At 60.0% G+C, this 15,751-nt stretch carries 8 protein-coding genes; 3 read left to right on the forward strand and 5 right to left on the reverse strand.

The window, feature by feature from the left end:
* Window positions 1-64: 64 nt before the first annotated feature.
* The 3 genes from FJ404_04825 to FJ404_04835 form a co-directional block, all read right to left on the reverse strand.
* On the reverse strand, window positions 65-1,561 hold the full coding sequence (locus FJ404_04825; protein ID MBM3822212.1) for a sigma-54-dependent Fis family transcriptional regulator: 1,497 nt from the start codon (window positions 1,559-1,561) through the stop codon (window positions 65-67).
* Between the two features lie 293 nt (window positions 1,562-1,854).
* On the reverse strand, window positions 1,855-3,633 hold the full coding sequence (locus FJ404_04830; protein MBM3822213.1) for a hypothetical protein: 1,779 nt from the start codon (window positions 3,631-3,633) through the stop codon (window positions 1,855-1,857).
* 396 nt (window positions 3,634-4,029) lie between these two features.
* Window positions 4,030-4,908 carry a hypothetical protein gene (locus tag FJ404_04835; protein MBM3822214.1) on the reverse strand — a complete coding sequence of 293 codons (879 nt, stop codon included), beginning with the start codon at window positions 4,906-4,908 and terminating at the stop codon, window positions 4,030-4,032.
* Window positions 4,909-5,067: 159 nt separating this feature from the next.
* Here FJ404_04835 and FJ404_04840 point away from each other — a divergent pair, with 159 nt between their 5' ends.
* Window positions 5,068-5,934: a leucine-rich repeat domain-containing protein gene (locus FJ404_04840; protein MBM3822215.1), complete on the forward strand. Its 867-nt coding sequence runs from the start codon at window positions 5,068-5,070 to the stop codon at window positions 5,932-5,934.
* On the opposite strand, the gene FJ404_04845 is transcribed toward FJ404_04840, so the two are convergent.
* Window positions 5,924-6,412, reverse strand: a complete 489-nt coding sequence (locus tag FJ404_04845; GenBank protein MBM3822216.1) for an adenylyltransferase/cytidyltransferase family protein — start codon at window positions 6,410-6,412, stop codon at window positions 5,924-5,926. The genes FJ404_04840 and FJ404_04845 overlap by 11 nt on opposite strands.
* A gap of 369 nt (window positions 6,413-6,781) precedes the next feature.
* Between FJ404_04845 and FJ404_04850 the strand changes: the two genes are divergently transcribed.
* A complete protein-coding gene (locus FJ404_04850) occupies window positions 6,782-9,877 on the forward strand; it encodes a vitamin B12-dependent ribonucleotide reductase (protein MBM3822217.1) in 3,096 nt (1,031 codons plus the stop codon).
* 12 nt (window positions 9,878-9,889) lie between these two features.
* On the forward strand, window positions 9,890-14,284 hold the full coding sequence (locus tag FJ404_04855) for an amylo-alpha-1,6-glucosidase (GenBank protein MBM3822218.1): 4,395 nt from the start codon (window positions 9,890-9,892) through the stop codon (window positions 14,282-14,284).
* A gap of 31 nt (window positions 14,285-14,315) precedes the next feature.
* Here the strand turns inward: FJ404_04855 and gatB are convergent, their stop codons facing one another.
* Window positions 14,316-15,740: an Asp-tRNA(Asn)/Glu-tRNA(Gln) amidotransferase subunit GatB gene (gene gatB, locus FJ404_04860; GenBank protein ID MBM3822219.1), complete on the reverse strand. Its 1,425-nt coding sequence runs from the start codon at window positions 15,738-15,740 to the stop codon at window positions 14,316-14,318.
* Between the last annotated feature and the right edge of the window lie 11 nt (window positions 15,741-15,751).

Raw genomic sequence — 15,751 nt, forward strand, 5'->3', positions numbered from 1 at the left:
CGAGCCAGAACCGCCCAAGCGGCGCAACAAAGGCCCGCCCAATTCATGAACAGCACACGATGAACTACTCGGCCTCGTCGTCCGAAAGCTTGCGGTAGAGGGTGGCGAGACTGACGCCCAGCATCTGCGCGGCCTTTTCCTTGTCCCCGTTCACAAAAGCAAGCGCCCGGTTGAGATAGGAAACCTCCTGTTCACGAAGGTATTGCTTCAACGAAACGATGGGCTTGGCAGGGTCCGAAGGCGGAGCGCCCGCCGGTGTGTCCAGGGAAAGATTTTTCACCTCGGGACTCCTCAGGGGGTAAAGAGCATCCGAGAGCACGATCAGGGATTTCGGCGGCAAATCGGGCCGGGACTGGATCTCCGTCTCGAACGAGGAGGCGGAGGCGTACTTGTGCAGGATGGGGGGGAGGTCCATGACCTGCAACACATGGGTGTCGGCCAGGGCGCACGCGCGTTCGACAGCGTTTTCGAGTTCGCGCACATTGCCCGGCCAATGATGGGCGCAAAGCACTTCCATCGCCTGCCGGGTGACCTGAAACGGCTTGCCGCTTCGCGTGTGAACTTTGTCCCGGAGAAAATGCCCCACCAGCAGCGGAATATCATCCAACCGCTCGCGCAGACTGGGGATATTGATGGGAATGACATTCAACCGGTAATAAAGATCCTCGCGGAAGGTGCCTTGCTTGACCCGCTCCTCCAGCGGTTCGTTGGTGGCGGCAACCACTCGGACATTGATGTAGATGGGAACATTGTCCCCAACCCGCCTCACTTCCTTCTCCTGGAGAACGCGCAACAAACGGCTTTGCAACGCGGCAGGCATGGACCCGATTTCGTCCAGAAAGATCGTGCCGCCATCCGCCTCTTGAAAGAGTCCTTTCTTGTCCGTAACGGCGCCGGTGAAACTGCCCTTGCGATGGCCGAAGAGTTCGGATTCCAAGAGGTTCTCGGGAATGGCGGCGCAATTGACGGGAACGAAGGGCGCGAATTGAGGGCGGCTGTTGAAGTGCAGCGCGCGCGCCACAAGCTCCTTGCCCGTGCCGCTCTCGCCGAGAATCAGGGCGGTGCTGTCGGTGTCCGCCACCCGCTCGACCATTTTGAAGACATCCTGCATCTTGGTCGAGGACCCAATGATCTGGCTGAACTGGTATTTCTTCTTGAGCTGCTTTTTGAGATACAGGTTTTCCGAAACCGCGTCGTTGTAAGAGAGCGCTCTTTGAACGCAAAGCTTGAGCTGATCGAGCTTGAAGGGCTTTTCCAGATAATCGTAGGCCCCTTTGCGCATCGCCTCCACGGCCGATTCGACGGAGCCGTAGCCCGTGATGAGGATCACGATCGCAAGAGGATTGAGGGAGCGGGCTTTGCTGAGGATTTCAAGCCCGTGGGCACGGGCTTTCTCCAGGTAGAGATCGGTGATGACTAATTCGGGCGCGGTGGCTTCGATGGCCTCCAGGGCGGCATTGCCGTTCGTAAAGGGGAACACCTCGTGCCCCTCCCCGCGGAGCAACTCCGTAACCATTTGCACCATGGTCACTTCGTCATCGATCAACATCACTTTGGCCATGGAATCTGAGGCTAGACCTCCACCAAGAGCCAAGCAAGTTTGATTCCGCCTAATCTCGTCCTGGGAACGCTTTTCAAGGGGAACAACGAAGCGTTGCGAGTTTTCTGTCCTTGAGCCTGTTGCCGGGGGTCAGGACCCGGATCTCCATGACGCGGGTAAGTTGGAATGTATGAGAAAGACATGACGAAGCACGAGGCCTATCCCTTATCCTGGAAACGGCAATCGCCGTCTTAAGCAAGAAAACTCCGCCGGGCCGGGGTGCGGAACGGTGACTAACAAGTCAGTCGGGAGGTTTAAGGTCCAGTTGAACTCGCCGCGTTCAGAGCCTTGAGATCGAAATCCTCCCAACGAAACGCCCAGACTTCCGTTTCAATGTGGCCGCTGACCTCTTCCCCCAATTTCAGCCCCGAGCGAGACAGCGTGATCGATCCTTTGCTGTTTGAGATGTAACCGAGAACTCGGTGGGATTTCGTCCCACGAACCCCCGTCACAAGGTAGCCGATGGCCTGCTTGCCATCAAGGGGAACGATCCCGCCCTTGAGGAAGGCATCTTGATCCACGGAGATGTAAAGGCTCACCGGGGCCGTGACCCCATCCACGGATGCCGTCACGAGTACGGTGGCAAAGTCCGGGTGACGAGGGTGAATGCCGGTGCGGCTCCGCGCCTGCTTGTCTGAATACTGCCGCCGGTAGTATTCCAGATTCAAGCGTCCGAGGTGTTGCGGTGAAGAAGGCGTCGGCTCACTGCCGAGCAGGTTCGTCGACCACACCGTCGAAAAGCTCGCCGAGAGTTTGCCGGCCCATTCCAGATGGCGGTTCGGGCGGCTCGGGTAGGTCCAGGGCGTGGCAGGCTGCGCCAGTTCGGCATCCAGCGCGGCCCGTTGAGTGCGAATGTATTCCCGCACTTTCTTCAAACCAGCGACGAATTGCGGCTTGGGAATGGTAATCCGATCCTTCACGAGCACCTCCAGGCGGTCCACTTCCGCCAAAAGTTCCGGCTCTTTCCAGACCATGGCCAGAAGTTCGCGCATTCGATGACGATACTTCTCGCGCGTCTCCGGATGATTGTAGAGCAGGCGGGAAAGTTGGCTGTTGGCCACCACCGAGACCGGAGGCACGAAGGGGACAAACACATGCGGATCTCCGAACGTCGAGTCCGCGCCCCAGGCGATGAAGTGAAACTTGTCCGATTTGGGATCGTGATAAACGAAGGCGTTGTTTTGATTGCCGGCGAAACCATCCCAATGACCGATCAGAACCTCGGTCGCCCAAAAATTGAGATAAGCGTTCAGATCCACGACTTCGGAAACGCGATCGATCATTCCCTCCTTCGAATCCAAAGCCCGCACCACCCGCTCCAGGTCGGCGCGGTCCTTGGTCTGCTTGTGATTCTTGGACTCGAAGGCATGGACCCAACCGGGACGGAAGTCGCTGAAGGCAGCTTCATAGAGATGGCCTTGCGGGCTGGAAAAGTGCCGCCGCAGAAAACGTTCGTCCACGGCTTCGAGATGCGAGTAGAGGCCCAGGCTTTTCCCGTTGACGGTCACCCGGGCGAGATTGCAGCGCGGCGCGGGCACACCCGCCGCCGCGAACACCCGGTAACCCAGGGCTTGTTGCACTTGCGAAGGATCCTGATTGTTGTTGTGCAGCGTGAAACGTGCTTCGCCGGCAAACGTCTGGCCTTTCACATACTGATCGAAATCGATGTTGAAAGAGGGGCGTGCCGTGTTATCGGATCCCAGCAAGCCCCGCTTGCGAATTCCGACGTTCTTGATCGTGACGCCGTCAATGGTGACATCGCCCTTGAACCAGTCGTACGCCCTGGTCAGCGCTTGGGGCTTCTCACCGCGGTTCTGGCTGAACTGCTCGCTGAGATCTCGCTTCTGCCGCCGGAGCTTTTCAAAATCTTCCGGCGGCAGGGTGATTTGCACTTCCAGCAACCGGTTCAGGTCGAAAAATTCATCGTTCGACAAAGCCGCTGGCCCGGTCCCAGCAGCTTGATGGCGAGGGGTGAGGGCGAGGAGGCAGGCCATCGCCAGCCCGATTCGTGGTGTTTTGTGCAATAAGGTCATCGTCGAGGGTCCTGCGACCGAAAGTACGATGATGTTGCCGGCAGACTGGCCGGCTTCCAGCCTAATCAGCTCCTTATCCTCGGTGAACTTGCGGGTGCTTCATGTGGGCAAAGACCAGATGCCGAGCGCCTTCATCAGGTCCATGACCTCCTCCGTCATCTTGATGCCATGCTCGATGGAGGTGCTGCCCGCCAGGACGGCACGCTCCACCCCCCTCGCTGCCGGACAGCGTCGTGTGTCACAGGACCCTGCTCGTGTTCAAAGACCGCCCACCCGCCGAGAAGTCTCTTGTCGACCCCTCTTCATGAAGCTTTGCCGCAGCCCCTGGGAGACTCCCTGGAAGCGTGACGGTCGACGAGGGACAGGTTCGACCTGGCAAATTTCAGGGCTGGACGCCTACTCCACTTCTCTTGCCCGGTAGAATCGAGCGGCTGCGGAAGCGTTAGCTTCGCTGAATCTGCCTACAGCTTCAGTCGCCACGAGGGTGCCCGCTTCCTTCCAGGTGACTAAATCCTCGGAGAATTCCACGACATACTTCGACCCCGGCAAGGAAGGCCAACTGATTTCCAAGGCACCTTCAGGCGAGACCCTGGGATGGTTCATGCTCAACGGATCACGCAACTTGACGGCAAATGCCGTCGAAGTGGTGGCGCCATTCTGGTTGTCCGTGGCCTTGGCCGTGAAGGAACGCCCTCCTACGGCCAGGGTTGAAAGATCGACCGTGAATTCAAAAGGCGCCGCCGTCACCGTGGTCAGCAAGGTTCCATCCGCGAAAAACTCGACTTTCGAAACCGTTCCATCCGAATCCGCTGCCGTGGCCGTCAGCTTCAGCTTGCCGGTTCGCAAGGCGAACGCACTCGAGGCGTCGCCGGCAACCGTGATGGTGGGCGCCTTGTTGACAGGAGCAGGTACGCTGGAGGCCAGCCACGGACGGGAGGCCCGAAAACCCGCGGTCGCACGACCATCACCATCCGGATCACCCATTTCCTCGCCATTCGTGAAACCGTCGCCGTCCGAATCGAGATTAAAGATCCGAGACCAGAATTGCTGGGAACCATTGGGCGTGACGAATTGATTCACGTCTTCGCCAAATGAAGTTCGTGGACCTCCGCCGCCGGAGGAGACATGACAGAGGGCACAGCCAAATGTGTTCCCATTCGGCACATAAAAGCTGGTGCGGAAATTCCGAGCCTGCGCGGTCATCACGACGGAAAAAAGGGCGACGACAAACCCCGGCAATGCCAATCCTCGGAAAAAAACGATGGAGAATTTCATATTTTAGTTAAAATCTGAAGATTTGTATCTACCTTTGGCCCTGTTTTGAGGCAATCTCTGGATCCGATGTGCGACAAGAAACACAGCGCATGGCTTGACCCCGGGGAGGTTTCGCTCATAAATGGGGATCATCGCCGCCGAATCTGACTCCTATCGCGTATGACATCCTCGTTTCTCCGCTCCTCGATGATCCCCAAGCTCCCTCTGGCCATGGCCTGCGCCCTGGTCTGCTATGCCATTCATGCCGCCGAACCCGAACCGGAATCACCCCAGGTCAAGTTTCCGGACAAGAAACTCGAGGCCGCGGTCCGCAAATTCGTCTTCGAAAAGCGCGACAACGACAAACCCATTACCGAGGCCGACATGGTCAATCTCTCGGTCATCGAAGCGAAAAGCGCCGGAATCACGAACCTTGCGGGACTCGAAAAAGCGGTCAACCTCGCCTCGCTCGACCTCGCCAAGAACCAGGTGGCAGACCTCAAACCGCTGTCCGGCATGGCCCGTCTGCAATTTCTGGATCTTTCCGACAATCGTGTGGAAGAACTGGGCCCCCTGGCCACCAACCTTGCGCTTCAATACCTCGAACTGTCGAACAACAAGGTCCGCGACGTCCGCGCCCTCTCAGGATTGACCAATATGGCCTCCCTCTATCTGAGCGGAAACAAACTGAAAGATGTCGCCCCGTTAACCCAATTCCCCAAGATCGCGTCCCTCTACCTCGATCGCACAGGCATTCGCTCGATTCAAGGTCTCGGGCGGTTGCAAACCCTGTTCTCGCTTTCACTGGCCAGCAATAACATCTCCGACCTGTCCCCTCTGAACGGTCTGAATCGCATTTCGTTCCTCATGCTTGAACACAACAAGGTCAAAGACCTTGCCCCCCTCGTCACCATGGGCCAAAACGACAAGGAACAACGATTCGCCCCGTTCTTGCAGGTCTATCTGAAGGGGAATCCCCTCGCCGCCAAGACCAAGCGTGAACAGCTTCCGGTTCTCGAAAAAATCGGGATGCGCATCAGGAACTGAGCTTTTTCAACAGGCGAGTCGTCGAACGGCCCGGCAGAAAGGGGAGAAAAATGATTCTCCCCCCGTTCGACTCCACCACCCTTCGTTCGTCCTGCGGAATCGTCTCCACGGTATAGTCGCCCCCCTTAACATAAATGTCAGGCCGAGCCTCGGCCAGAAACGCCGTCGCCCGCAGTTCGTCGAAAACACAGACGCCGCTGACGGATTCCAGCGCCGCCAACACGGCCGCTCGGTCCTCCTCGGGGTTGACCGGGCGTCCTGTTCCCTTGAGTTCACGCACCGAACGGTCGCTGTTCAATCCCACCAACAACGCATCCCCGGCGTTTCGCGCCGCCTCCAAATATTGCGCGTGTCCGGCGTGCAAAATGTCGAAGCAGCCATTGGTCACCACGAGCCGCAACCCTCGTGAACTCAATCCTTCCCTCCAACCGGGCAACGCGGACCTCGTCAAAATCTTCGTTCGAAAGCCTTGGGGCATGCGGACAGTTTGAGATCGGCAGGTAGCCGCTGGAAACCACAAAATGTTCCTCCGGTCCGACCCGCCCCTTTCCGGTCCTCGTTCACCAGCATTTCCCACCCCTTGGGCAGTTCCAGTTTCCGGACTCAAAAGGTCGATTTCTCGGAGAATCTGATGGAATCTGCGTTGAACCTGATTTTTCACAGATTTTTCCTTGTCACCACAATCCCTAGTGCTACCCTCCGAGGACTGCGCTACTAAATGGGGTCCACGAGACTTCGAGGGAGCGTATTTTGCTTCGAAAACCAAGCTGTTTTCGCCGTTTTTTTGCCATTGCCAGAAAGTCCCAAGTTCCATCTCCACCCGAAACCCATTCACCACCCGCTCGCCATGATTGATGCCCAGGATTCAGTGATCGCGCCTGTCGGCGCCAGCCGCCGCAAATCTAAACCCGTCGCGTCTGCACGACCGGCTCGGGAACGTGCGAAACGCGGAAGCCGGACCCACCCTTTGGATCTCGCCCGCGTCTTCAGCAAGGCTCATATCCATCCCTTCGACGAAATCGAGTGGGATCGGCGCAATGCAGAGATCACCGATGACGCGGGGAAGGTCATTTTCAAACAGGAGAACGTGGAGGTTCCCAAGAGTTGGTCCATGCTCGCGACCAAGGTGGTGGTGTCGAAGTACTTTTATGGCGAGCAAAACACTCCGGAACGCGAAACCTCGGTGCGCCAACTCATCCAGCGCGTTTGTCGCACCATCGCGGATTGGGGGGTCAAGGATGGCTATTTCAGCAAGGCCGCCGGCGAGGTCTTCTGCGACGAATTGACCTGGCTTTGCGTCAACCAATACGGTGCGTTCAATTCGCCGGTCTGGTTCAACGTCGGGCTGTTCCACCAATACGGCATCGGGAAAAACTCCGCCCGGGGCAACTGGTATTACAATCGTCAGCACGGAGAAGCGGAGCGCGCCCCCACCCAGTACGAATACCCCCAAGGCAGCGCCTGCTTTATTCAGTCCGTCGAGGACAACATGGAAGACATCATGCGCCTGGCGTACAGCGAGGCGATGCTCTTCAAATACGGTTCCGGCACGGGCACCGACCTGACGCCCATTCGCTCGAGCAAGGAAAAACTCAGCGGCGGCGGGCGTCCCAGCGGTCCGTTGTCGTTCCTCAAGGTGTACGATCAGGTGGCCAACGTGGTGAAGTCCGGAGGCAAAACCCGGCGGGCGGCGAAAATGAACACGCTGCGCGATTCCCACGGGGACATTGAGGAGTTCATCGACGCCAAGCAGAAGGAGGAAAAGAAGGCCTGGGCGCTCATCGAACAGGGTTACGACGGCTCTTACAACGGCGACGCGTACGGCAGCGTCATGTACCAAAACGAAAATCTCTCGGTGCGCGCCAGCGACGAGTTCATGACCGCGGCCCTCGAGGGTGGGGACTGGTGGACCCGCTCGGTCACGACCGGAAAACCCCTGGAGAAAAAGAGCGCCACGGCCCTCCTCCGCAAGATCGCCGAGGGCACGTGGATCTGCGGCGATCCCGGGTTGCAATACGACGGAGCCGTTCAAAAGTGGCATACCTGCAAAGGGACGGAACCCATCCATTCCACCAATCCCTGCTCGGAATACGTATTTCTCAACAACACCGCTTGCAACCTCGCCTCGCTCAATCTGATGCGCTTCAAGCGCGAAGACGGCGTGTTCGAAGTGGAACGATTCAAGGCGGCCGTGCGCATCTTCATCACGGCCCAGGAAATCCTGGTCGATAATGCCAGTTATCCGACCAAAACGATCGCCGAAAATTCCCACCTGTTTCGGACCCTCGGGCTGGGTTACGCGAATCTTGGCTCCCTCATCATGAGCTACGGACTTCCCTACGACTCCGACGAAGGACGCGCGCTTGCCGGCGCCTTGACGTCCATCATGACGGGGCACGCCTACGAGCAATCCTCGGCGATTGCCGCCGCCATGGGACCCTTTAAGGGCTACCGCGAGGCTCGCTGCACTCATGTGCCCGTGCCTCTCGCGCCCGACAACGTGGAATCCATGCTCGGCGTGATCCGGTTGCACCGGGACGCCGTCGAAACCATCGCGCCATCGAAGGACTTCGCCTCGCTCAAAGAGGAAGCGCGTTTGTGCTGGGACCGTGCCCTCGCCTCGGGAAACGAGCACGGCTATCGCAACGCCCAAGTCACCGTGCTGGCGCCCACCGGCACGATCGCGTTCCTGATGGATTGCGACACGACCGGAGTCGAGCCCGACATCGCCCTCGTCAAGTACAAGCTCCTCGCCGGCGGGGGCATGCTCAAGATCGCCAATCGAACCGTGCCCGAAGCGCTCGAACGTCTGAACTACAGCGCCGCCGAGATCGCCGCCATCGTGGCCTACATCGAAAAACACGACACCATTGAGGATTACGAGGAGAACGGCGTTGGATTCCGCAGTGGACTCAAGCCCGAGCATCTGCCGGTCTTCGATTGTGCCTTCCGCGCCAACCACGGCCAGCGAAGCATTCATTATCTCGCGCATTTGAAAATGATGGCGGCCGCGCAACCGTTCATCAGCGGCGCGATTTCCAAGACCGTCAATCTCCCGAGGGAGTGCTCCGTCGAGGACATTCAGGACGCCTACGTGCAGGCCTGGAAGATGGGGTTGAAGTGCGTGGCAATTTACCGCGACGGTTCCAAGCGGTCGCAGCCGCTCAACACCAGGAAGACCAACGAAGGCGGCGAAAAGCCGGATGGCGCCACACTCGATGGGAAGGTCAAAGGCCTGGAAACCGAACTCCAACGCCTCCGCGAAGCCGCGATCCAGCCGCTCCGCCGCCGCCTGCCGGAAACACGCCGCGCCGTGACGCACAAGTTCGATATCGCCGGCCACGAAGGCTATCTGACCGTTGGGCTCTTCGAGGACGGCCAGCCCGGCGAGCTTTTCATCACCATGGCCAAGGAAGGCTCCACCATCGGCGGCCTAATGGACAGCATCGGCACGCTCACGAGCATGGCGTTGCAATACGGAGTGCCGTTGGAGGCGCTCGCCCGCAAGTTCGCCCACCAGCGATTCGAGCCTTCCGGCTTCACCAAGAATCCAGACATCCGGAACGCCTCCTCGATCATCGACTACGTTTTTCGCTGGATGGCTCACCAGTTCATTCCGGGGTATCGCGACTCCCAACGGCCCGCCCAGACGGAACTCCCCATGCCCGACTTGGATGCCGAGTTAAAAAAAAACTTGAACCGGCCGGTGCCTGACCTCCCTGTCGTTGAGGAGAGCGATACCGCCTTCGAGGCGAAAACAGCCCTGATGACCGCCCTGCGCTCACGTCCGCGCGTGTCCGTGGCGACCCTTGAACGCGTCTCCCTCACCACGTTCGAGAATCAGCAAGATGCGCCTTCGTGCCCGAATTGCGGGCATATCGCGGTTCGCAACGGAGCCTGCTACAAGTGCCTCAATTGCGGCGAAAGCCTGGGATGCAGCTAACACCCGTCTCCTATGGGATGGGTTCCAACCACGCCTCCCGATCTCACCTTCACTTCGTCCGCGGGAGAGCGGGTGCTGCGCTTCGTCGGTGACTGGCTGGTCATCCGGCTCACGGATCGCCGCGGCGTTTCCGGAGCCTGGACCCCCTTTCTCCGCACCACGGTGGGGCGGGCTCGGGTCGAGCGTGAACGCATCATCCGAGCTGCCCGAAACACCGAGCGAGGCCATGACGAAGCTTGGGTGGACCTTCCGATGGCCAGGGAAAACGAGAGTTCCTGGTGCATCACGGTGCCTTTGGCGGAAGTGGGTTTCTTTCGCGCCAAACCTTTCCTCGTCGATGGCCAGGGCCGCCAATACTGGCCCGCCGGCGAAGACCTCGGCATCAGCGTCCATCCGAACGATTATCGCACCGCGAACACGCTCTACTGCGCCTTCACGAGGTTGTTCGGTCCGTCCCGCTTCGCAGACCAGGCCAGGAGTGAAGCCTGGGAAAAGCGGCTGGGCGAACTGGACGAACTCGGTTTCACCGCCATTCCACCTTCGGGAAAATTGCGCGATCTGACCCGCCAGATCCCTCACATCTTCGACCGGCTCGGTTTTCGCATCCTGCAGCTTCTCCCGATCAATCCCACCCCCACAACCCTCGCAAGGTTCGGACGCTTCGGGAGTCCGTATGCCGGACAAGATTTGACCGCGATTGACCCCGCGCTGGTCGAGCTGGACCGCCGGACGACAGGCGTGGAGCAGTTTCTCGAACTGGCTGACGAGGTTCATGCGAAGGATGGAAAACTTTTCCTCGATCTCGTGATCAACCACACCGGATGGGGCTCGAGACTGTTCGAGGAACATCCCGAGTGGTTCTTGCGCGATGCTGACGGAAGGTTCGCGAGTCCGGGGGCGTGGGGTAACGTCTGGGAGGATCTGGTCGAGTTGAAACCCGATGGCCCGGAACTTTGGGAATCGTTCGCCAGCGCCTTTCTGGTGTGGTGCCGCCGGGGGGTCGATGGTTTTCGCTGCGACGCGGGATACAAAGTGCCGATGCCGGTCTGGCGCTACGTGGTGGCCCGGGTGCGCACCGAGTTCCCGAACACGCTCTTTCTGCTGGAAGGCCTGGGGGGCGGTTGGTGGGACACGGAAGCGCTGTTGACCGAGGGGGGCATGCAATGGGCCTATTCGGAGCTGTTCCAGGAGTTTACCAGCAGACAAATCGCCGGATATTTGGATCACGCGATTCAGGCCAGTCAGCGCGTCGGCTTGCTCGTCCATTACAGCGAGACTCATGACAACAACCGCCTGGCCGTCCAGGGCCGGGCGTGGTCTCTGCTGCGCAACCAACTTTGCGCGCTGACAAGCCCTAACGGCGGCTATGCCATCACCACAGGCGTCGAATGGCTGGCCACGGAAAAGGTCAATGTCCACCAAAATTCGGGTTTGCGCTGGGAGGCTCCCGACCATATCACGCGAGAAATCGCCACCCTCAACCGCCTTCTCGCCGAACATCCCTGTTTCTTCGATGGAGCCAGCCTGGAGCGATTGAGTCCGCCCGACAGCGCGGTTTATGTCCTGCTGCGGCAGTCCCAGGACCGCCGTCACGCCGTGTTGATCGTGGTCAATCCTCAGGATGAAGCGCCCCAAAGGGCCCGATGGACCCTTCCTCGCGCGACGTCCCCCGACGATCCACGCTACCATTTCAGCGCATGGCGGGACCTGCTCGGCCAAACCGCGCCAGCCCTAGAAGTGGATTCGGACGGTGGATGTTTTTCCGAGATTCCACCATGCACTGCCTATTGCCTCGCTCCTGCCGGCGACTACGAAATCGCGCAAGGCCAGGCGTACCGCGCATCCAGCTCGCGCCGGGCCTGGGCCATGCAGAGAGCCGGGGAAATCGATGAAGCGACGTGCCTCGCACTCGCCCGAGCCAGAGGCATCGCAGAGGCGGTGGAACAAGATCCGGCGGGGTTCCTGGCGATGCTCACCCGCCCGTTTGAGCCGGAACCAGACAACCCCGCCTTCGATTGCACCCGAAGAACAGCCGAACTCCGAAGGCGCGGCGATTATCTACCCGTGACGGAATGGAGCGAAAGCGACACGAGCCGGATTACGCTCGTGCCTGCCGGACATTGGCTGCTGATTCATCATCCTGAACCTTTCACCGCCACCTGCACCCGTGGAAACGACTTCCACCCCATGCGGCTCGAGAGTTGTCCGGTCCAAAACGGGTGGATCGCGGCCGTGGCACCCAACGGCGGGCTCGGACATTCCCGGTTGAACTTGCGCACCCGGCGCAGCCCGGCGGCGAGCTTCACCGGCGCCCTTCATTTCTTGAATCCACCCACCCCGGTTCAAGCGTTGGGTTCAGTTTCTGCCCAGCCCGCACCGGCACAGCTGTTGCCGAATCAGCTTGTGTTGCTGACCAACGGACGAGGCGGGATGTGTCGGGTTCGGCTGGATCTGGGCCGGATCGAATCCAAATACGATTGCCTGCTGGGCGCGAATCTTCATCCGTCGTTGCCGGTGGATCGTCATGTCCTCGTCAAGCGTTTGCGATTGTGGAGCAACGCGAACCGGTTTCTGACGCCGCTCGATTTCCATAACCTCTCGGATTTCCAACTCGAACCGATCCCCCGATGGGCCTTCCGCGCCTTTGCCGGTGCGGGATCGAACATCCCCGTGGAAGTTTCCATGAGCATGGACGCGTTTGCCAACACGGTTCGCGTGCGGCTCCACCGCCCTCGCCACGAGCACGCGGATCTTTTCCCGCTCGTCTTGACCGCCCGCCTGGATCTGGAGGATCGCAGCTTTCATTCGGAAACCCGGAGAGGTCCCGGCGCAGACGATCATTTCCGGCGCCACACGAGTGCTTTGAAGAATCCGGCGGGATTCCGGTTCAAACCGGCGGAGGATCGCCCGCTCACGGCCTTTTGCGCGACCGGAGATTACCATGAAGCACCGGAATGGTCCGAAAATATTCCCCATCCCCACGAGGCTTCGCGCGGCCAAACGGCCAGCGGGGACGCCTTCAGTCCGGGTTGGTTTGAGATGGCACTCGAGCCCGGCGCTTCCGCCGAACTGGTCATCACCGCGGAAAGCGTCCCCGAGACTGCCTTGGCGTTGGCGGAAAACCGGCTCTCCAACACTCCTCCCCTCAACGTCACCCCCGGGCGCTCGCGATTTTTTTCGCGCCTGGCGCGAGCGGCGGACCAGTTTCGCGCGCGCCGTGGAGAAGGCGAGACGGTGATCGCGGGTTATCCTTGGTTTCTCGATTGGGGAAGGGACAGTCTCATCGCCGCCCGGGGCTTGATCAGTTGCGGCAGGACGGAGGAAGTCCTCAACCTGTTATGCACATTCGCGCGTTTCGAAGCGGGTGGCACCCTGCCGAATAGCATCCACGCGCAGGACGCCTCGAACCGCGACACTTCCGACGCGCCCCTCTGGCTGGGCGTGGTCGTGGAGGAGCTGGCCTCAGCCTGCGCGAAGTCCACAAACCCCACCGATGTCCTGGCTGTCCCCGTGCATCCGCGAGGACGCCGCATGGTGGAGGTGCTGGAATCCACCGCCACCCATTATCTGCGGGGCACTGCCAACGGAATTCGAGTAGACCCCGATTCCGGATTGGTTTGGAGCCCGGGGCATTTTACATGGATGGATACCAACTACCCCGCGGGAACCCCTCGCGAAGGCTATCCCATCGAGATTCAGGCCCTCTGGGTCCGCCTCCTCAGACAACTGGCCATGGCCGAGGGCACGAAGGACCCAAGCCATTGGCGAGCCTGGGCGGAGAAAGCCGCTGCCTCGCTGGAAGGTTTGTTTTGGCTGGAACGGAAGGGTTGGTATGCCGACGTGCTCAGGGCGCCGGCTGGAGTTTCCGCCCAAGCCGCGCACATCGACGACGCGCTCCGTTCCAACATGATCCTGGCGATCGCGCTGGGCACCCTTGGATCGAGCGAAGGCGGGCGAGTGCGGTCACGGCGCGCCGTGCAAGCCGCAACCAGGCACTTGGTCGTCCCGGGTGCGCTTCGCTCTTTGGCTCCCTTGCGGGTCGAACTTCCGTTGCCGGTCAAGGGCCATGATGGACGACTTCTCAACGATCCGCATCATCCCTACTGGGGACACTATGAGGGCGACGAGGATACCCGGCGCAAACCCGCCTACCACAACGGCACCGCTTGGTGCTGGACGTTTCCCTCATTCTGCGAAGCGATGCTCCGAGCGTGGCCGGATGATCCGCAAGCACGCTCGGCGGCGCGCAGCTATCTTGATTCGTCGGAGTTACGGCTGGACGAGGGTTGCCTCGGCCAACTGCCGGAGATTCTGGATGGCAACGCGCCCCATCGAGCGCGGGGATGCGACGCTCAAGCCTGGAGCGTGACGGAGGCGGCGCGAGTGCTCAGCCTGTTCGAATCCTGACCCGCCGGGCGGTGAGCACCGCCGAACGACTTCAGTTCGAAAGCTGCTTCTCCAGAATGGAACCGACGAGGGACGGGTTGGCCTTGCCTTTGCTCAACTTCATGACCTGGCCTTTGAGAAAGTTCAGCGCGGCGGCCTTGCCGGCGCGAAAATCCTCGGCGCTCTTCGGATGAGCGGCAATCACGTCCTCGCAAAACTTCTCCAAAGCCGCGGTATCGCTCACCTGAGCCAAACCTTTCCTGTCGACGATGGACCCCGGCGAAGCGCCGGTGAGGAAAGTCTCTTGAAAGACTTCTTGCGCGATCTTGGAACTGATGCGCCCGCTTTCCACCAAAAGCACCAACTCTGGAATCGCGGACGCGGGAAATTTCAACCCGTCAAGTCCTACTCCGTGTTCGGCCATGAGAGCGCGCAAATTGTTGATGATCCAATTGGCAATCGATTTGGAATGGCCGCCCGCGCGAGCCACAGCCTCGAAATAGTTCCCCAACGCCGCCTCCGCCGTCAGCACTTCGGCATCGCCCTCAGGCAAGGCAAAATCCCGCATCAAGCGCATTTTCCGGTCCAGCGGAAGCTCCACCATCCGGGCACGCACGGATTGCAGCCATCGCTCGTCCGGTTGGAGCGGCATGAGATCGGGTTCAGGAAAATACCGGTAATCGTGGGCATCTTCCTTGGAGCGCATGGGTTCCGTAATCCCCGCCACGTCGTCCCAACGCCTCGTCTCCTGGCTCAAGGCCCCGCCTCCGCGCAGAACCCCGATTTGGCGCGGAATTTCAAAGTCGAGCGCACGGCGCACGGCGCTGAAGGAATTCATGTTCTTGATCTCGATCTTGGCGCCCAGTGTCGAGAACCCCTTGGGCCGCACGCTCACGTTGACGTCGCAACGGACCATGCCCTTTTCCATGTCGCAATCACTCACCCCGCCCTGAACCAGCACCGCTTTCAACGCGTTCAGGTACTCCACCGCCATGTCGGGGCTTGTGATATCCGGCTCGGAGACAATCTCCAACAAGGGAACGCCGGCACGGTTGAAATCGACTCCGCTGTGGCGGTCGAAATGGAAATTCTTGCCCACGTCCTCCTCGAGATGAGCCCTCGTGATCCGAACCCGCACCACGCCGCTCCCGAACTCGAAATCGAGCCACCCGTTCCGGGTGGAAGGCATGGCGTACTGCGTGATTTGATAGTTCTTGGGCACGTCCGGATAGAAGTAGTTCTTGCGATCAAACTTGGCCGTCCGGGGAACCTCGCAATGCAGAAGCAAGCCGGTGAGGGTCGTCAGTCTGAGGGCTTCCTCATTCGGCACGGGCAGCACGCCCGGCAACCCCAAGCACACGGGACACACGAGGGTGTTCGGACCGGCCCCAAACGCGTTGGCACATCCACACCACATCTTGGAGCGGGTCTTGAGCTGAACGTGCGTCTCGAGGCCGATGATGGGTTCGTAATCCATGGGGAATTCTC

The organism is Verrucomicrobiota bacterium (genome assembly GCA_016871495.1).
Taxonomy (GTDB): Bacteria; Verrucomicrobiota; Verrucomicrobiia; order Limisphaerales; family VHDF01; genus VHDF01.

Coding starts and splice junctions, on each gene's coding strand:
- FJ404_04825 (MBM3822212.1), bottom strand. CDS start 1,561: ATGGCCAAAGTGATGTTGATCGATGACGAAGTGACCATGGTGCAAATG.
- FJ404_04830 (MBM3822213.1), bottom strand. CDS start 3,633: ATGACCTTATTGCACAAAACACCACGAATCGGGCTGGCGATGGCCTGC.
- FJ404_04835 (MBM3822214.1), bottom strand. CDS start 4,908: ATGAAATTCTCCATCGTTTTTTTCCGAGGATTGGCATTGCCGGGGTTT.
- FJ404_04840 (MBM3822215.1), top strand. CDS start 5,068: ATGACATCCTCGTTTCTCCGCTCCTCGATGATCCCCAAGCTCCCTCTG.
- FJ404_04845 (MBM3822216.1), bottom strand. CDS start 6,412: ATGCCCCAAGGCTTTCGAACGAAGATTTTGACGAGGTCCGCGTTGCCC.
- FJ404_04850 (MBM3822217.1), top strand. CDS start 6,782: ATGATTGATGCCCAGGATTCAGTGATCGCGCCTGTCGGCGCCAGCCGC.
- FJ404_04855 (MBM3822218.1), top strand. CDS start 9,890: ATGGGATGGGTTCCAACCACGCCTCCCGATCTCACCTTCACTTCGTCC.
- gatB (MBM3822219.1), bottom strand. CDS start 15,740: ATGGATTACGAACCCATCATCGGCCTCGAGACGCACGTTCAGCTCAAG.